The sequence below is a fragment of the Oceanobacillus caeni genome, assembly GCF_042678465.1.
In the GTDB taxonomy this organism is placed as follows: Bacteria; Bacillota; Bacilli; order Bacillales; family Amphibacillaceae; genus Oceanobacillus; species Oceanobacillus caeni.
This window is the reverse complement of the sequence record NZ_JBHTKV010000016.1, coordinates 62,909-81,106: the sequence shown is the minus strand read 5'-3', so window position 1 is coordinate 81,106 and position 18,198 is coordinate 62,909. Positions and strand designations below refer to the sequence as shown.

At 35.6% G+C, this 18,198-nt stretch carries 19 protein-coding genes and 1 tRNA gene; 16 read left to right on the top strand and 4 right to left on the bottom strand.

The genetic code is table 11. The annotated features are described in order from the left end of the window. Window positions 1–213: 213 nt before the first annotated feature. The 3 genes from ACFQ18_RS12230 to ACFQ18_RS12220 all read left to right on the top strand — a co-directional run bounded on the left by ACFQ18_RS12230 (window position 214) and on the right by ACFQ18_RS12220 (window position 3,960). Complete coding sequence (locus tag ACFQ18_RS12230; protein ID WP_047186803.1) at window positions 214–1,632, top strand: MDR family MFS transporter; 1,419 nt, start codon at window positions 214–216, stop codon at window positions 1,630–1,632. 176 nt (window positions 1,633–1,808) lie between these two features. Beyond that, on the top strand, window positions 1,809–2,726 hold the full coding sequence (locus ACFQ18_RS12225; protein WP_047186802.1) for a LysR family transcriptional regulator: 918 nt from the start codon (window positions 1,809–1,811) through the stop codon (window positions 2,724–2,726). 100 nt (window positions 2,727–2,826) lie between these two features. Then, entirely contained in the window at window positions 2,827–3,960 is a 1,134-nt protein-coding gene (locus ACFQ18_RS12220) for a 5-methyltetrahydropteroyltriglutamate--homocysteine S-methyltransferase (protein WP_060669313.1), read from the top strand. A 64-nt stretch (window positions 3,961–4,024) separates the two neighbouring features. Here ACFQ18_RS12220 and pdxK read toward each other — a convergent pair whose 3' ends face one another. Then, window positions 4,025–4,840 (bottom strand): pyridoxine/pyridoxal/pyridoxamine kinase, encoded by an 816-nt coding sequence (gene pdxK, locus ACFQ18_RS12215; RefSeq protein ID WP_204798409.1) that lies wholly within the window; start codon window positions 4,838–4,840, stop codon window positions 4,025–4,027. A gap of 176 nt (window positions 4,841–5,016) precedes the next feature. Here pdxK and ACFQ18_RS12210 point away from each other — a divergent pair, with 176 nt between their 5' ends. From ACFQ18_RS12210 to ACFQ18_RS12190, 5 genes are all read left to right on the top strand, one after another. Further along, window positions 5,017–5,199 (top strand): hypothetical protein, encoded by a 183-nt coding sequence (locus tag ACFQ18_RS12210; protein WP_047186799.1) that lies wholly within the window; start codon window positions 5,017–5,019, stop codon window positions 5,197–5,199. Window positions 5,200–5,324: 125 nt separating this feature from the next. After that, on the top strand, window positions 5,325–6,803 hold the full coding sequence (locus tag ACFQ18_RS12205; RefSeq protein ID WP_047185211.1) for a site-specific DNA-methyltransferase: 1,479 nt from the start codon (window positions 5,325–5,327) through the stop codon (window positions 6,801–6,803). Window positions 6,804–6,910: 107 nt separating this feature from the next. Beyond that, entirely contained in the window at window positions 6,911–7,129 is a 219-nt protein-coding gene (locus ACFQ18_RS12200; RefSeq protein WP_047185212.1) for a YdbC family protein, read from the top strand. Window positions 7,130–7,243: 114 nt separating this feature from the next. Continuing rightward, window positions 7,244–7,316 (top strand) — tRNA-Lys (locus ACFQ18_RS12195). A 102-nt stretch (window positions 7,317–7,418) separates the two neighbouring features. Further along, a complete protein-coding gene (locus tag ACFQ18_RS12190) occupies window positions 7,419–7,814 on the top strand; it encodes a hypothetical protein (RefSeq protein WP_047185213.1) in 396 nt (131 codons plus the stop codon). A gap of 48 nt (window positions 7,815–7,862) precedes the next feature. Here the strand turns inward: ACFQ18_RS12190 and ACFQ18_RS12185 are convergent, their stop codons facing one another. Then, on the bottom strand, window positions 7,863–8,630 hold the full coding sequence (locus ACFQ18_RS12185) for an NRDE family protein (protein ID WP_047185214.1): 768 nt from the start codon (window positions 8,628–8,630) through the stop codon (window positions 7,863–7,865). A 560-nt stretch (window positions 8,631–9,190) separates the two neighbouring features. Here ACFQ18_RS12185 and proB point away from each other — a divergent pair. From proB to ACFQ18_RS12160, 5 genes are all read left to right on the top strand, one after another. Further along, window positions 9,191–10,309, top strand: a complete 1,119-nt coding sequence (gene proB, locus ACFQ18_RS12180) for a glutamate 5-kinase (RefSeq protein ID WP_060667517.1) — start codon at window positions 9,191–9,193, stop codon at window positions 10,307–10,309. Beyond that, window positions 10,306–11,553, top strand: coding sequence for a glutamate-5-semialdehyde dehydrogenase (locus tag ACFQ18_RS12175; protein ID WP_047185216.1), 1,248 nt, complete (start codon window positions 10,306–10,308; stop codon window positions 11,551–11,553). The genes proB and ACFQ18_RS12175 overlap by 4 nt, the downstream gene beginning before the upstream one ends. 967 nt (window positions 11,554–12,520) lie before the next feature. Next, a complete protein-coding gene (locus ACFQ18_RS12170; protein WP_047185217.1) occupies window positions 12,521–13,375 on the top strand; it encodes an SPFH domain-containing protein in 855 nt (284 codons plus the stop codon). 12 nt (window positions 13,376–13,387) lie between these two features. After that, entirely contained in the window at window positions 13,388–13,561 is a 174-nt protein-coding gene (locus ACFQ18_RS12165) for a hypothetical protein (protein ID WP_047185218.1), read from the top strand. Between the two features lie 73 nt (window positions 13,562–13,634). Then, window positions 13,635–14,342: an MOSC domain-containing protein gene (locus ACFQ18_RS12160; RefSeq protein ID WP_047185219.1), complete on the top strand. Its 708-nt coding sequence runs from the start codon at window positions 13,635–13,637 to the stop codon at window positions 14,340–14,342. An 87-nt stretch (window positions 14,343–14,429) separates the two neighbouring features. Here ACFQ18_RS12160 and ACFQ18_RS12155 read toward each other — a convergent pair whose 3' ends face one another. Then, window positions 14,430–14,897 (bottom strand): S-ribosylhomocysteine lyase, encoded by a 468-nt coding sequence (locus tag ACFQ18_RS12155; RefSeq protein WP_047185220.1) that lies wholly within the window; start codon window positions 14,895–14,897, stop codon window positions 14,430–14,432. Between the two features lie 144 nt (window positions 14,898–15,041). On the opposite strand from ACFQ18_RS12155, the gene menC reads away from it, so the two are divergent. Next, window positions 15,042–16,157, top strand: a complete 1,116-nt coding sequence (menC, locus tag ACFQ18_RS12150) for an o-succinylbenzoate synthase (protein WP_191963084.1) — start codon at window positions 15,042–15,044, stop codon at window positions 16,155–16,157. Beyond that, a complete protein-coding gene (locus ACFQ18_RS12145) occupies window positions 16,133–17,113 on the top strand; it encodes an MBL fold metallo-hydrolase (RefSeq protein ID WP_246864128.1) in 981 nt (326 codons plus the stop codon). Before menC ends, ACFQ18_RS12145 begins: the two co-directional genes overlap by 25 nt. A 195-nt stretch (window positions 17,114–17,308) precedes the next feature. On the opposite strand, the gene ACFQ18_RS12140 is transcribed toward ACFQ18_RS12145, so the two are convergent. Further along, window positions 17,309–17,785 (bottom strand): hypothetical protein, encoded by a 477-nt coding sequence (locus ACFQ18_RS12140; protein ID WP_246864129.1) that lies wholly within the window; start codon window positions 17,783–17,785, stop codon window positions 17,309–17,311. Between the two features lie 269 nt (window positions 17,786–18,054). Between ACFQ18_RS12140 and ACFQ18_RS12135 the strand changes: the two genes are divergently transcribed. Next, window positions 18,055–18,183: a hypothetical protein gene (locus ACFQ18_RS12135; RefSeq protein ID WP_257457562.1), complete on the top strand. Its 129-nt coding sequence runs from the start codon at window positions 18,055–18,057 to the stop codon at window positions 18,181–18,183. Window positions 18,184–18,198 lie beyond the last annotated feature (15 nt).

The following is an 18,198-nucleotide window of genomic DNA, read 5'->3' as shown; positions in this document are numbered from 1 at the left end:
CTTCTTCATTGAAACTGCAAAAAGTTTTCCCTAAAGAATCTCAATATGACGAAAACATGTTCTTATAGGGGAAAAAAGGTAAACTTAAAATATAATTATCTTGATATTAACATTATGTTTATGGTAAAATATAAAAATTGCTCTTATAAAAGTGAAGCTTTGGAATAATAGATAAAACCAAGTCTCCCATAAATTTAAAAGGAGGAATAAGAATTGCCTGATCAATCTTCACGTGGCGCTGAGAGTATTAATAAAGTGCCTTTATTAATCGTATTAATTTCAGGAGCATTTGTTGCTATTTTAAATCAAACGTTATTGGGTACTGCATTGCCTCATATTATGGCAGACCTACATATTGGTGAAAATACGGTGCAATGGTTGCAATCCGCATTTATGCTTGTTAACGGTATAATGATTCCTATAACTGCTTTTTTAATTGGAAAGTTTTCAACTAGGACCTTGTTTTTAACTGCAATGAGTCTATTTACAGTTGGTACGTTGCTAGCTGCGATTGCACCAACTTTTTCCATATTATTATTGGGGAGGATTTTTCAAGCTGCGGGTGCAGGTATTTTAATGCCTTTTACGCAAACGATTATGATGCTTATATTCCCAATTGAGAAACGTGGAACAGTGATGGGAATGTTCGGTCTTATTATTGCCTTTGCCCCAGCTATAGGACCTTCATTATCCGGATATATTGTAGAGAACGCAACTTGGCGAACGTTATTTTATATGATTTTGCCAATTGCTATCATCAACATTATCATCGCTTACTTTATCCTTAGGAACATTACGGAATTATCGAATCCTAAAGTTGATGTGTTATCGATTATTTTATCTACCTTTGGATTTGGTGGTTTCTTGTATGGATTTAGTATTGCTGGAAATGCTGGTTGGGGTAGTATGCAAGTTATCATTTCGTTTATTGTTGGTGCCATTGCACTTACGTGGTTCATTTTAAGACAATTAAGATTAAAAGAGCCAATATTGGAAATGCGTGTTTTTAAATATAAAATGTTTACCTTAACGACTGTACTTGGAATGGTTACATTTATGGCAATGATTGGGGCCGCAGTTATTTTGCCATTGTATATGCAAAATATGCATGGGTTTACTGCACTTGAATCTGGGTTGGCATTATTACCTGGTGCCATCCTTCAAGGTATCATGAACCCTATTACCGGTAGAATTTTTGATAAATTTGGTGCTAGATGGTTATTGATTCCCGGTTTGGTCCTTATTACGGTTACTACGTTTATGTTGGCATTTCTTACAGATCAGACGACATTTACGTATATTGCAACGGTTCATGCCTTTCGAATGTTGGGTATTGCGATGGTAATGATGCCAGCGACAACAGCAGGTCTAAATGTGTTGCCTATGCATTTAATACCGCATGGAACTGCAGTGAATAATACATTCCGACAAGTATCAGGTGCCATTGGGACAGCATTACCAATTACCATTATGACGACAGCTGCTGTGCCAGAGGAAGGGGTTAACGGACTCATTCATGGTGTGAATGTTTCTTTTATGATTTCAGGAATCTTTGCAGTAATTGGCTTAATTATAGCATTCTTTGTTCGGGATAAAGTTAAAGGGGAAAAGGCTATGATTAAGAGTAGGTAAAGTAGTGGATATAACGTATGATTAAGAGATCGTCCAAAAAGCCCGTTGAAAATGTCATTACGACGTTTCTAGTTGGCAATATTTATTGAATAAAAAACGCATGGAATTTTATAATTTCCATGCGTTTTTTTAGAAATATTTGATATGATTAATGAAAAAAAGAAAAGGGATCTCAAATGACATTACAACAATTAAAGTATGTGATTGAAGTGGCAAGAAGTCGTTCCATAAGTAAGGCAGCACAAAATTTATTTATAAGTCAACCAAGTCTTTCTAACGCATTAAAAGAATTGGAAAAAGAATTGGGAATTACGATTTTTTATAGAACGAACAAAGGGATTCTTATAACACCAGAAGGTTCAGAATTTCTTGGGTATGCTAGGCAAGTTGTGGAACAAGCAGAACTTCTTGAAAATCGTTATTCTAACGCACCAGATCTAAAGCAGCAGCATTTTTCTGTTTCTGCGCAGCATTATGCATTTGCGGTCAGTGCCTTTGTTCGTCTTTTAGAAGATTATAATCGCGATGAGTATGAGTTTACATTAAGAGAAACCAAAACATATGAAATCATTGATGATGTTAAAAATCTTCGTAGTGAAATTGGTATTTTATATGTGAATGATTTCAATCAACAGGTAATCTCTAAATTTATTAGAGAAGGAAATTTAACTTTTCATAAGTTATTTGATGCAACACCACATGTGTTTATTAGTTCGACTAATCCGCTTGTAAATAGGGAGTATGTAACATTATCCGATTTACTTCCCTATCCATATTTATCTTATGAACAGGGGGATTATAATTCCTTTTATTTTTCAGAAGAGATACTTAGTACACTCTCAAGGCCGAAGAACATTCGGGTTACAGACCGTGCTACGATGTTTAATTTATTAATAGGTTTAAACGGCTATACGATTTCTACTGGGGTTATTAGTAGAAAATTAAATGGAGATATTGTTGCTGTTCCATTAAAAGTAGATGAGACCATTACGGTAGGTTATATTACACATAAAAATGTAACAAATAGTCCACTAGCTGAAATTTATATTCATTATTTAAAAGAATCCATTGAGGAAGAAAGAAAGTTGCTATAGTTTAAAACTATGACAAGTAATAGGTTTTTAATGTTACACTATATGGACTCTTCCATGCTACACTTTGTTTAACAAAATGATTCAAAGGGAGAGAGTTCAGATGGCTGTAGAGACTAAATTTGAAAAAAGGCTTGTAGCACCATTTCGTTTTGATAATGTAGGGAGTTTTTTACGACCGAAACAATTGAAAGAAGCACGTTTTGCTTTTGCAAAAGGGAACTTATCAGAAACTGAATTGAAAAAAGTAGAAGACGAATGCATCGTCGATTTAATTCAAAAACAAAAAGAAGTTGGCTTACAAGTTATCACGGATGGGGAATTTCGTCGTTCATGGTGGCATTTAGATTTTATGTGGGGATTGAATGGAGTTCATAAAGAATCCATTGAACAAGGCTATAAGTTCCACCATGAAGAAACTCGAGCAGAAACAGCTCGTCTTACAGGGAAAATTAGTGGTGAAAATCATCCATTTGTTAAACATTTTTCTTTTGTTCAACAATATGCAACTGAAGGTGTTACGGCAAGACAAACCATTCCTGCACCGGCCCAATTTTTGGCAGAATTAGAGCGTGCAGAAAATATAGAGACAACTAAAGCGCTATATCCAGATGTAGATGAACTAGTTGAGGATATCGCAAAAGCATATCAAACAGTGATAAAGGATTTATACGATGCCGGATGTAGGAATGTTCAACTAGATGACTGCACATGGGGGATGCTTGTGGATGAAAATTACTGGAAAGCACGCCAGGACACTGCAACAGTAAAGGGTGTTGGAGAACTATACTTACGTGTAAACAATTTGGCAATTGAAAATTTACCTGAAGATTTAATTGTAACAACGCATGTTTGCCGTGGTAACTATCATTCTTCTTGGGCTTCTTCCGGTGGCTATGATCCAATCTCTGCGTTATTATTTGCAAAAGAAAATGTTTCCGGCTATTATCTAGAATTTGATACAGAACGTGCTGGTGACTTTGCACCATTACAAGATGTTAGTGATAACAAGTTGGTTGTATTGGGACTATTCTCATCAAAAACGGGAGAATTAGAAGATAAAGAGACAATTAAAAGTCGTATAAAAGAAGCAACGAAATATGTGGATTTAAACAGACTTTGCATTAGCCCGCAATGTGGATTTGCTTCTACGGAGGAAGGAAATATATTAACGGAAGAACAACAATGGAATAAACTTCGCCTTATTAAAGAAGTAGCAGATGAAATTTGGGGATAAACCAAAAGCGTTAGTTTAGATAAAGAAGAAGTCGCAAGTGAAAACCCACCTGCGACTTCTTAAATTAATTTGTTACTTTATATTTATTAAACGCACCGTGCATGACGGGACCAACATATTCATTCAGTTTCCAACCATATTTGATTGCGGCATTCACAAATGTTTTTGCATCTGCTACGGAATCTTTTACTGATTTACCGTTTGCTAAATTTGCTGTAACCGCCGCTGCGAATGTACAACCAGCGCCGTGGGTATATGTCGTATCAATTTTTTCTCCTTCTAAAACGGTAAAGTCTTTTCCGTCATAGAAAAGATCGATTGCTCTTTCGGGATCTAATGTTTTCCCGCCTTTAATAACGACATTTTTCGCACCTAATTCGTGAATTTTGGCTGCCGCCTCTTTCATTCCATCTACATCCCTAATAGGGCCATCTGTTTGAGCGAGTTGCCAAGCTTCAAAAAGGTTTGGCGTTGTTACAAGTGCTAATGGTAATAGTAATTCGCGCATTGCATCGGTATTTTCTGGTTGTAATACTTCATCTTCCCCCTTACATACCATTACAGGGTCGAGCACATATTTATCCAGTTTCACCTCTTTAAACTTCTTCGCCCCTAATTCAATAATATCAACAGAACCAAGCATACCCGATTTAGCTGCATCGATTCCCACTGATAATGCTGTTTCTAATTGTTTCTCTACAAGTAGTACATCAATCGGATTCACACGATGATGCCACCCTTCTGGATCCATCGTAACAATGGTGGTTAATGCAGTCATACCGTATACATCATGTTCTTGGAATGTTTTAAGGTCGGCCGCAATACCAGCACCACCACTTGTATCAGATCCTGCTAGTGTTAATGTTTTTTTTATTGTCATGTAAAATCCCCCTTATCGTAATATTAAAGCATAGTGTAATACTTGGATATTGTATTAGTTATCATAAACCTTTTTATCATTAGTGTAAAGATTATTGCGACAAAATATTCACGGAGTAATATTTAAATTGGTTTTGGCTAATGCTAGGTATATAACGATTTGTTAGGAGAGATAGTATGGACACCCACCAAAATGGAAGTATGGATCCACTCAATGAAGAAAAGTCTGAAGAATTAATTAGAGAAGATATGCAAAAATATGATTCTGATCCATTACTAGATGAGCAATCCATTCGTCAAGATTCAAGGGATTTGGCTCAATTCCAAACCGTTCTTGATAATTCTCTTTTTACAAGTTAGTTTTACTGCAACTGCGGACTCATTGGAGTGGTAGTTGTATTTTTTGTATATAGGATGCAAATAATTGCAAATTATCTGATGCATATGCTAATTTAAATATAAATGAGAATGATAGGTGAAAGCTTATGCAAAAGATGGATGGACGAAAGCTGAATGAAATAGACAAAAATATTGAAAAAATGAAGGAGATATTTCCGGAAGTTTTTACAGAGTCAAAAATTGATGTAGAAAAATTAAAGCTATTATTTGGAGAGCATCTTATAAAAGAGAATAAGGAATATGAATTCTCGTGGTATGGAAAAACAGATTCGATTCGTTCCGCTTCTGATCCACCCACGAAGAGATTATCCTTAAATTTAAGAAAAAGTGTTGATTGGGATACGACAAAAAACCTTTATATAGAAGGGGATAATTTAGAAGTATTACGACTCCTGCAGCAATCACATCTAGAAAAGGTCAAGATGATTTATATTGACCCCCCATATAACACCGGAATGGATTTTATTTATAACGATAACTTCAGTGAGATATTCAACAACCACAAAAGTCTTTCCAATTTTATTCATTCATCAGGAAGGTTTCATACAAATTGGCTAAATTTTATATATCCAAGGCTACTCCTTGCCAGAAATCTTTTAACAGAGGATGGCATGATTTTTATTAGTATTAGTGATAAAGAGCTATATAATCTGAAAAAAATATGCGATGAGATTTTTGGTGAGGACAATTTTGTTTGTACATTTATTTGGGAGAAAAAGAAAAAACCTTCTTTTTTAGACAGAAATGTAGGATGTGTAACCGAATATATTGTTGTCTTTTCCAAGAGCAATGAACGGACTCACGCGCTTTCCATTGAAAAAACGGAAGAGGGAAAGAAGTATCCGTTGAATAATGCTGGAAATACATTACGCACGTTAACTTTTCCTGAAGGGACTGTTCACTTTCGTCTTGCGGATGGATTGGTTAAAGCTCAGAATATGTCCGGTGGTAAAATCATTACGGAATTATTAGATGACGTCATCATTGAAAGTGGCGTAAATCAAAATTCCTTTCGTTTAAAAGGAGAATGGCGTTATTCTCAAGAAAAGCTAAATGAAATTATCCAAAATGGAGAGGAGATTGTTATTAGTAAAGTACCTTTTCGTCCTAACCATGTAAAAAGTGGAAGAGAAGTAAAGAAAATTAAAAATTTATTTACCATAAATGGGTATGGTTTTCCTACTTACGAGGATGCGGATAAAGAAATAATTGATTTATTTGGAAAAAAGGTATTTGATTATTCCAAACCGGAAAAATTAATCCGCTACTTGATTCAATCACTTTTATATAATGATGAGAAGGCCATTGTACTCGATTTCTTTTCGGGTTCTGGTACAACTGGGGAAGCGGTATGGCGTTATAATCAGAAGTTTGAAACAAAACTTCAATTCATATTAGTTCAACATGCAGAATTAATTAATAAAAAATCCGTAGCATTTAAAGCTGGATATCGAACCATTTCGGAAATTGGACGAGAGCGCCTAATAAAAAGTAGGGAGAAGCTTTTAAATCATAGAAGAGATGCTGATTTAGGCTTTAAGTTTTTTGAATTAATGGATGATTAGGATATGTTGTAATATATATATGAACATGAGAATTTTGGTTTTGTATTCCAATTTGATATAATTTTTAACAAGGTAGTTAAAAAGTCATATAAAAGGGAGCTGATATCATGGCAGAAATTAAATATGATATTATTGAAACAATTGCAGTGATTTCTGAATCACCAAAAGGGTGGACAAAGGAGTTAAATCTAATTAGTTGGAATGGAAGAGATCCGAAATATGACCTTAGAGATTGGGCGCCTAATAAAGAAAAAATGGGAAAAGGCATTACACTAACTAAAGATGAACTATTAAATTTAAAAGCCACGCTAGTCGAGTGGGAATAATGGTATTTCCTAAGGCATTCGCTAAAAAACTTTGTGCGATTGCCAAATTTTTTTAAAAAAAGTCTTGCATTCTGTATTCCTATTTGTTACAATAATTAAGTCGACAGGGAATACGGGACATTAGCTCAGTCGGTAGAGCAGCTGACTCTTAATCAGCGGGTCGTAGGTTCGATCCCTACATGTCCCACTAACTAAAAAGAGAGAGGGTAGGCACATAGCCTATTCTCTTTTTTTATACTTAAATCTATATCTCTTGCAAACTTACATGCAAAGGAGAGTGGTAATCAAGATGAGAGAAATAGTCATTACTCTGGCAGACGTTGTTAATGAAATACATGATATACTGACATTTCTTTTTAGCGATATGACAGATAAAGAATTACATTTCTGGGTTATGGGAATTATCGGCATGGTTACGTTCTTAGTCGTGCATTTTTTCTTTAAATTAATTGAAAGATTAAAGTGGAGTACTACGATTTTATCTTTTATATATACGTTTACTGGAATGGTTGTTTTAGTATTTGCAATTGAATTACAACAAGCGATCACGAATCGAGGAAATATGGAATTTGCCGATGCCGTAATTGGTTTATGGGGATTTATCGTCTTGTTTTTCATATACGCTGTATTAGGATTGATTGTTTATGTTATTAAGAAAAAGATATTCAAAAGAAAAGATAAGTAAAGATCAGTCCTATATAAAGAGCTCGCCATTATTGTGGCGAGCTCTTCTTTATTCAATTGAGAATGTAAATTGTTTTTCTCTTTGGAATTTACCTTTCTCATATGTACGTTCATTAAAAGTGACATGATTCTCTTTATCAATTAATAAAACAGTAGAAGATCTTGTTCCGTATTCAGGAGATGTAATGAATAGAGAAGACAGGGTTCGCTCCAACTCAATTCCTACTCCTGTATCCGGTAAATCTTCATCGTCTGCTTGCTCAGCATTGGAAGTGATACGGAATAATTCATTTGAATCTATTTCTTTATGATTAGTTACATAATCCTGTAACATTCGTTTCCCCTTGACTATCTTAGGCCATGGTGTATTTAATGTGGCATTGCTCAGCCCATGTGTACCAGATGTGATTTTGTTTGATTCATCTAAAATATTGTTGTAGTGATATAATTCATCCCCATTGCCAATTAGGACATTATAACCTGCATATTTCTCCCTATCCAATTTTAATGTTTGTAAATATTCCTCAGGAGTTTGTTCCCCTGCTAAAAAGGAACGTACTATTTCTCCGCGTGAAAATTTTCCTGTTTCCGGTAAATTCGGATCACGATAATTGGTTAATGCTGCGAAACGTCCTTTTTTTGTTGTTATGCCAAACCACGTTCCCATTTGTAGTAAGTCCCGTCCGGCAAGAATTTCTGGGTGATCCTTCCAATAGGATGCGGGTGCGGTTGGTCGTTGATAGAATTCATCACGATTTGCCGCAATGATTAATTTGTAAGTAGGGTGATCATGAAAATGTAAGTTTATTAGACACATATAGTTTTCCCTCCTTTTCTAATATGTAAGAAAGTATAGAAATTCAGTCTATAAAATCCTGTCATAAGGTAGGCCACGTCCAGCTCCAGCGCTATAGCTGTAGCGAGACTCCTTTACCTTCGTACGTCCCTAATCGGGCGCTTACGCTTTAGTTTCTATTATACGGAGAGTTTTGACTTTTCACAATAAAACATTTTTCTACCAATGTTTAACTATTGACATATATACGGTTTCTATACATAATAATGGTAATAGATTAGAACGTTTAGGAAGGACTAGTAAGTGAACCTTGCAGTGTAAGAGAGTGGAGTTAATTGCTGGGAGATTCCGCCACAGGCAAATCACTGAACCTACCTTCATCAGTCCTTTGTGAAAACATTGGCGTCTCTTCAACGTTATATGAAGAAAAGTGGGATGTATAAACATCCAAAAATGGTGGTACCGCGGAAGCAGAGCTCTTTCGTCCTTTTAAACATGAAGGATGATGGGGCTTTTTTTATTTAATTGGACTTGCAACTTGAATCTTATAAATTATCATTATAAAACAGGAGCAGAGATAAATGGCAAAGGAACGAATTGTGGTTAAAATCGGAAGTAGTTCATTAACGAATGAACAAGGGGAAATTGATCATAAGAAATTAGAAGACCATGTACATGCGATAGCTGCATTAAGAGAGAATAACCATGAAGTCGTTTTGGTTTCATCTGGTGCCGTAGCAGCGGGTTTTAAAAGATTAGGTTATTCTTCGCGTCCAGTAACCATAAAAGGGAAACAAGCTGCAGCCGCTGTTGGACAAAGTTTGCTTATTCAGACCTATTTGGATAAGTTTCATGAATATGATGTAACTGCCGCTTTAATTTTACTAACCCGTTCGGACTTTTCGAATAGGGAGCGATATCGAAATGCATTCGCTACATTAAGTGAGCTATTGGATCGAGGTATTTTGCCGATTATTAATGAGAATGATACGGTATCCATTGATGAGTTAACTTTTGGTGATAATGATATGCTATCAGCCTTAGTCAGTGGTTTCGTTCATGCAGATCGCTTGATTATATTAACAGATATAAATGGAATCTATGATGGAAATCCAAGGACGAATCCAGATGCGAAAAAATTTGATTATTTAGATACGGTAGATGATGAGATGTTTCATGCAGTAGATTCAAATGGTTCCAAAGTTGGTACTGGAGGAATGAAATCAAAATTACTCGCTGCAAGAACCGCTCTTTCCTTAGGCGTTCCTGTTTTCATCGGTCAGGGAGAAGGGAAAAATAAATTACTTAACGTATTAAGTGGTAAAGGAAATGGAACTTATATAAGTAATAAGAAATTAACTTGGGTAAATACAAATAAACAATGGATTGGTTTACATTCAGAATCATCTGGTAAAGTGTATGTTGACCAAGGAGCAGAAGAGGCGATCCTCTATCATGGCAGTAGTTTATTGTCTCCCGGTGTGTTTAAAGTTCAAGGTTTATTTGAAGAAGGGGACGTCGTTGAAGTTCTAAGCAAGAACGGTCTCCTTGGAAAAGGACAAGTGAAATGTTCTTCTAGTGAATTAAATAAAAGTATAGAATTACGTAGAGAAGAAGGAGCTACTCGAATTCCGGCAATTGAGGTGATACATCGCGATCAGTGGGTTGTGGTGAAAAAGATTGGGGAGGTAATCGAATGAGTGAAGTACAATTTAAGGGGAAAAAAGCACAAGAAGCAAGTTATCAAATGACAACATTAACAACAGAGGATAAAAATGAGGCATTAGCCTTAGTTGCAGAGCAAATCGTTGCAGATAAAGATGTGATCTTAGAGGAAAATAAGAAAGATATACAAGATGGTAGACAAAAGGGGCTTACTGAAGCTGTTTTAGATAGAATTTTTCTTGATAAGGCTCGAATCGAAGGAATGGCTGAAGGAATGAGACAGGTTATTGACTTAAAAGATCCAATCGGTGAAACGTTAGAAACGATAGAAAAGGAAAATGGCTTATATATTGAAAGAAAAAGAGTTCCTATCGGGGTAGTAGGGATGATTTATGAAGCGAGACCAAATGTCACCATTGATGCAGCAGCACTAACATTAAAAACGGGTAATGCAGTTATATTAAGAGGTAGCTCTTCTGCCAAGTACTCAAACATTGCATTAATGAAATCCGTTCATAAAGCATTAGAAAAAAGTTCTGTTCCAGTAGGTGCTGTTCAGTTAATAGAAGATACAAGCAGAGAAACAGCTAAGGAACTTTTCCGTCTGAATGAATATTTGGATGTTCTAATCCCAAGAGGTGGGAAGAACTTAATTGATACAGTAGTACGAGAATCAACTGTTCCAGTAATTGAAACAGGTGCGGGAAATTGTCATATCTTTATTGACGAATCCGCTAAGAAATCAATGACTGAGGAAATTGTTTTAAATGCCAAGTTACAACGACCTTCTGTTTGTAATGCGATTGAAACTCTTCTTATTCATCCAGCCTGGTTTGAGAAAAATGGTGTTAACCTGTTAAACCTGTTGAAAGAGAATCAAGTGGAAATTTATGGGGATGAGGCTGTATGCGAAGCGTTCCCAGAAGCGAAAGCCGCTACGGAAGAAGATTGGGCTACAGAGTATTTAGGATTAACAATCAGTGTAAAATTAGTTGATCATGTAACGGCTGCTGTTGCACATATTAATCAATACGGTACAAGACATTCGGAAGCTATTATTACCGAAGATGACAAAAACGCGCAAATTTTCCAAAATGGTGTAGATGCCGCTGCTGTGTATCACAATGCTTCTACTAGATTTACGGATGGATTTGAATTCGGTTATGGAGCTGAAATTGGCATCAGTACACAAAAACTTCATGCAAGAGGACCAATGGGATTACCTGCTTTAACATCCAGTAAATTTTTTATTAATGGTAACGGACAAATAAGAAAATAAGTAGAAAGGCCATCACGATTGTGGTGGCTTTTGTTATCTTATAAAATTTACTCTTATCACTGTGTTTCTAGCTGTGGCGTTTTCGTATTTATAGAAGAATACTAGAAATTGGATTTTATGGATGAAGAAGATCAACTACTACATTCTAAGGTTTAGCTGTGAAACCTACACCCACAATAGTTTAAGTGATATAACGTGGTTTCCGAATAGCGCTCAAATAGGAAAAGAAGCTGTTATTTAAGGTTTTCCCTTTAAAACAGCTTCCTAACTAAAATTAATTAAAAAAACTTCATTAATGATCCCATTTGTCTCAGCATATTAATTCCATTTGTAACGTTTCCCACGTGTCCCATCACCGTTTGTAATCCTTGTAGTCCAGAAGTTGGTGCTTGTTGACCTTGGGTTGGATTTAAAAAAGGATGTGGCTGTCGTTCTATTCGATTAGCTGGCCAATTTCTTTGTATGTTGCCTGGAGGGAATGGTCTCCTTCCCGGGGTTGGAGGGTAAAATGGTCTCCTCCTTGGATTAGGAGGGTAAAACGGTCTTCTTCCTGGATTTGGGGGGATAAAATGGCATATTTATTCACCTCCTATTAGTTTCTCAAATTCTTTAACATTCCTAACTAACAATATGACAAGTGTTTTGAAAACGAAATAGTGAATGATCAACGGACAATAAAGAAAGATTTTAATACTGTTCAACAATTGGTTATCAACAAGGTATGAAAAAAGATAAACATTTGGAAAGGCTAAAATCAAATATGGGTCACTTTCTTCATAAAAATGGTTGTTTGTTTAAACTTAGTAGGTAATTTAATCCCGATCCTCGTATAATGGGGACAGGTTTAATATAAAAGCATCTTCAACCGGTGAATATTTATTATTCCAAGAGACATAGTTCAAATTGACAGAATAATCCTAAACATGATATCATAATAATATGAAAGTGAAATGAAAGGATTGATATCATGGATGGACTTCGTGAGAAACAAGCATGGAGATTAAATGGCTTTTTAGGAATTTTGATTATTGCTATACTTTTGGCTGGAGCAGTATTTAGTATTTTGGAACAGCGATTTGTAATTGGTGGGATTTTAATAGTTCTTGCCATCACACTAGCCTCTGGAATTACATTGGTACAACCAAATCAATCGGTCGTAGTTATGTTTTTGGGGAAATATATGGGAACCATTAGGCAAGAGGGAATTGCGCTTACCATCCCATTTACGGTTAGAAGAACGATTTCACTTCGCGTTAGGAATTTTAACAGTAATAGATTGAAAGTAAATGACGTTAACGGGAATCCGATTGAAATTGCGGCTGTTATCGTATTCAAAGTGGTTGATGCAGCAAAGGCTGTATTCGATGTGGATCAATATGAAAAATTTGTAGAGATTCAAAGTGAAACAGCAATCAGAACGGTTGCAACGAAATACCCTTATGATTCGTATGAAAACAATGATCTTTCCCTACGTGGTAACGCGGACGAAGTATCACAGGAATTATTAGTTGAATTACAAGAAAGATTAAAAGTTGCAGGTGTAGAAGTCATCGAAGCAAGGCTAACGCACTTGGCCTACTCTACAGAAATTGCGCAAGCGATGCTCCAGCGTCAACAAGCAAGTGCCATCATTGCTGCACGTAAGCAAATTGTAGATGGGGCAGTAGGAATGGCAGAAGATGCGATTCAAAGATTAGAAAAAGAAGGAATTGTCGATTTAGATGAAGAACGTAAAGTAGCTATGATAAACAATTTACTTGTTTCTATCGTTTCCGATAATGGCGCACAACCAGTAATCAATACTGGATCACTATACCAATAAAGTAGGGCTATTATGGCTAAAAAGAAGAATTTTCCTTTACGAATTGATCCAACGCTATATAAAGTTATTGAATCATGGGCAAATGATGAATTTCGAAGTGTAAACAGTCACATCGAGTATTTATTGCGTGAACAAGCAAAAAAGGCAGGAAGATTGCCAAATAAACGTGATGAGAACGGGTCATAGCTTTTGCATTAAGGCATTCGCAAAGTTTCGCAGCGAATGCCAAGTTTTTTAATTGTACTAGGAGGTGATTGTTATGAATAATCCTTATGTTCAAAATTTGTTAGTAGGAAAAGTTAAGCAAATTGGAAAACCCGAAGCTAAAAATCCGATGGAGCGTGAGTGGGAGAGTGGTATATTTAAGGACACTGTTCACGATAAGAAATGGCTTAGTAATAGTGGGTTAGCAGGAGATGAAGTTGCAGATAAGAAAAATCATGGAGGATCGGAAAAAGCTGTTTTCGCTTATTCAACAAAACATTATGATACATGGAAATTGGAGCTTGATATACATATTGGGATTGGGGCAATGGGTGAAAATATCGCAGTTAATTATTTGGATGAGGAAACGGTTTGTATAGGAGATACTTATCAATTCGGTGATGCAATTATTCAGGTATCTCAACCGCGTAGACCTTGTTGGAAACCAGCGCGTCGCTTTAAGATCATAGATTTTGCTTTACGAATCCAGAATACGGGGAGAACGGGATGGTATTTTCGGGTTTTAAAAGAGGGGTTTGTTCAAGAAAAACAAAATCTTATTCTGTTAGAACGGCCTTATCCAGAATGGACCATTTCAAAATGTAATGAAGTGATGTATGAAAGAAAAGATGACTTACAACTTGCGAAGGATCTTGCTTCCTGCGAATTTTTGGCATCCAATTGGCGGCAAACATTGGAGAAGCGGTTGGAAGGGAAAGAATCTTCTGTTGAAAAGCGGGTGTTTGGCCCAAATAAAGCTTGAATTAGATTTAAAAAAACACCTCAAAAGTTTGATTTCACTCAACTTTTGAGGTGTGTTATTAAGCTATAAAGGATTTAATGGATTTAATTACTCTCCAAATACGTCTTTCCATTCATTTCGTTTTGCTAGCATTTCACGAGCTAATTCCTTCGCGCCTTCTAAGCTGTGGCTAGCAGCCCAGCCACATTGTACCTCATTACATGCCGGAACTTCTTCTGCTTTCAAAACATCTTCTAATGTTTTTTCGATTGTATCTAAAATGCCATCGTAATTATCGTCATTTAAAACGGTGAGGTAGAAACCAGTTTGACATCCCATTGGGCTTAAATCCACAATCGTACTGTGGTGGTTTCTAATTAATTCGGCCATTAAATGCTCTAATGAATGTAAAGCAGGCATTTCCATATGTGCTTTATTAGGTTGTTTAAAACGAAGGTCATATTTATGAATAATATCTCCATTTGCACCTTCTGTAATACCTGCTAAGCGAATGTATGGTGCTTGAACTTTAGTATGATCGAGGTTGAAACTTTCCACGTTCATTTTTTTAACCATTTTTTCACCCCTAAACTCTTAAATTATCAATCTATATTTCATAGTAACATATTTGGATGTACCTGATAAGTGGGCAATAACTGGAGAACTCTAAGGGTTCTATTCTATAATAAGGTAAAGAATATGTTCCGGGAGGACATCATAATGACAATACCATTAAAGAAAATAGTCCTAAGAAAATTAAACATGCGACTGAAAAATCCATTTATAACGAGTTTTGGAACGACTCAAGATAAGGAGTTTTTTGTAATAGAAGTTTATGATGGGGAAGGAAACTGTGGATACGGGGAATCGGTCGCGTTTTCAGAGCCTTGGTATACGGAAGAGACGGTAAAAACAACACAACATATGTTAGAGGATTTTTTGATTCCTATTTTGAAGAGAAGTAGGTTGACCCACCCAAACGATGTTTCTAAGGTGTTTCAGCCGATAAGAAGAAATAATATGGCTAAGGCAGCTATAGAAGGTGCGATTTGGGACTTATATGCTAAACGAGAAAATGTTTCATTAAGCATAGCACTTGGTGGAGATAAGAAGAAAATAGAAGTAGGAATAAGTATTGGGATTCAGCCAACTATCAAAGATTTAATTGAGAAAATAGAGGATGCACTTCAAATAGGGTATAAGCGAATAAAATTAAAAATTAAACCGGGGGCAGATATTGAAGTATTAAGGGAAGTGCGCTCCCATTTTCCGGATACAGCAATTATGGCAGATGCAAATTCTGCCTACAGTTTAGAGGATATTAATCATTTGAAAAAATTAGATGAATTAAATCTTATGATGATAGAACAACCTTTGGCACATGATGATATTGTTGAACATGCTAAATTGCAAAAGGAAATGGATACCCCGATTTGTTTAGATGAAAGTATTCATTCTTTGGAAGATGTTAGAAAAGCATTTGAATTAGGAAGCTGTAAAATAATCAATATTAAAATAGGACGAGTTGGCGGGCTAACAGAGGCTAAAAGGATTCATGACTTTTGCCAAGAACATCAGATGGAAGTTTGGTGTGGTGGAATGCTTGAAGCGGGAATAGGTAGGGCTCACAATATAGCATTAACCACTTTGCCACAATTTGTTCTCCCAGGAGATACTGCTGGTTCGCAAAATTATTGGGAAAAAGATATTATTACACCGGAAGTAGTTGTGGAACAAGGTATGATTGAAGTTCCGATAAAACCAGGAATTGGATTTGAAATTAATAAAAAAATAATGGATGAATTTACCGAATGGAAAAAGGAAATAGCAATTTAAAGAAAGAAGGAAGAATTATGTTAACAGAGATTACTGAAGGAATACAAAGATTAATCGTAACATTTCCGATGGGGATGGGAGATGTCAATAGTTATTTAATTGAAGGAGAAAATGGTTATACCGTAATTGATACAGGTGCTAATTTAGATGAAGCTGTTGAAATATGGAAAGACGTATTAGATACAGGTATCAAGATAGAAAAGGTAGTTATAACTCATACACACGAAGATCATGTTGGACTAGCTCGTTGGTTCCAAGAGACAGTTGGCGTTCCTGTTGCTATACCAAAAATAAGTATGAAAGAAATGGAGAAAGCATTAAATCAAGATTTAGAACAAGTAAGAGCATATATCAAAAAGTATGATGGACCTAATCTACCTAATTTTTATTTTGAAAATAAGAGGATTTTTGCTTTTCAACCAGATGAAACGTTTGAAAATCACCAAAAAATTAAACTAGGTGACGATTTATATGAAACCATATGGACTCCGGGTCACGCATATGATCATTTTTGTTTCTACAATAAAGAAAAGAACGTTCTCATTGTTGGAGACCATGTATTAAAAGATGTTTCCCCGGTAGTTGGTGTATGGACTGCTGAAGAAGAAGGGAATCCATTACAAGACTATTTCCAGTCGTTGGAAGTTATCAAAGGTTATTCTCCTAAAATTGCTTTGACAGGACATGGAGAACCGATTTATGAATTTAAAAAACGTGTAACGGAATTGCAAGAGAGACATATGATGCGTCTTGAAGAAGTACATGCTGCTGTAAAAGATGAATATAAAACTGTTAAACAAGTATGTGAAGAGATCTATGGTACGATGAACATTATCATTGACTTAAGTGCATTCATGGCAGTTTTAACTAGATTGATTTATTTAGAAAATATGAAAAGGGTAGAAAGAAAAGAAGTGAATGGAAAAGTATTATTTAAGGCAAAAGAAAAAGAATAAGATGGAAATTAATTTGGAGAGAATCTTTAGAGAATAATAAACTGGCTTGGGAATGAAGGATATGATGGAGAAATGCTATGAAGCACAACAAGATAGTTGTGCTTCATAGCATTTTAGGCTAGGATATCTATCCTCAAGAATGTGAATGGTGTGATCTGATGTTTAGGGGGATAGCTCTTGGAAAAGAAATAGCTTTTACCTATCGTTATTGTCCGACTGTCTAAGCGCGGAATCTTGCCATCTTTGATATAAGTAAACGACAGGTACGGTAATAGCAATCATAACAAAGAGTCCGAAATTAGACATATTGTTCATCGTATACAGCCCAACCTTCTGAAAGATAAAAGGACTTATAATAAGAGCTTGAATGAAATCGATAATCCAGTTCGCAATTAGGAATAGCCAAAAATTCGAGTACGTAAAATAAAACATATAAATGGTTATTACAATCAAAAAACCATATACGAAAGATGAAATGTTGGTAAGAAAGAAAATATTGTTTTCCTCGTGTACATCCCACCTATTCCATACTTCAGCGATTTGGAAAATAACTGTATATAATACAGCCACAAATAGACCTACTGACATAAAACGCTTTACGCGTTGTGAATCTAAAGGGAGTAATAAAAACCAGGGGGCTATAAATAGAATCCATGAAATAATTTGACCCATCACAAAAACCTCCAATTCAGAAAAGATTTGGCATTAGCCAGACCTATAACGTTGGGTGCAGTAAGGAAAGGATTTTTTACTCTTACTACCTATAAATGGTATATTTCCCGTGCACTCGAGAAATATTCTATCATTATGGAACCCCCCACTAGACGTTGAGATGAAAAAAAGTGTAGTAGTTAATTGATTAAAGTACATTACTGAATTAAAATAATAGATAGAAAATTCTTTAAAATAGATGCATCTAATTTTCTTTAAGGAGTGATGGGATGACCGTTCATACACAAGCTGAATTAGATAAAATGGTAAGGCGTGCAAGAAGAAATACACTCGGTGATTTATTGGAACGTACGAAAGACCGTTATCCAAAATATGTTGTCTGTAGCAAGAGAAGGTAAGCCGACAGAAACAAT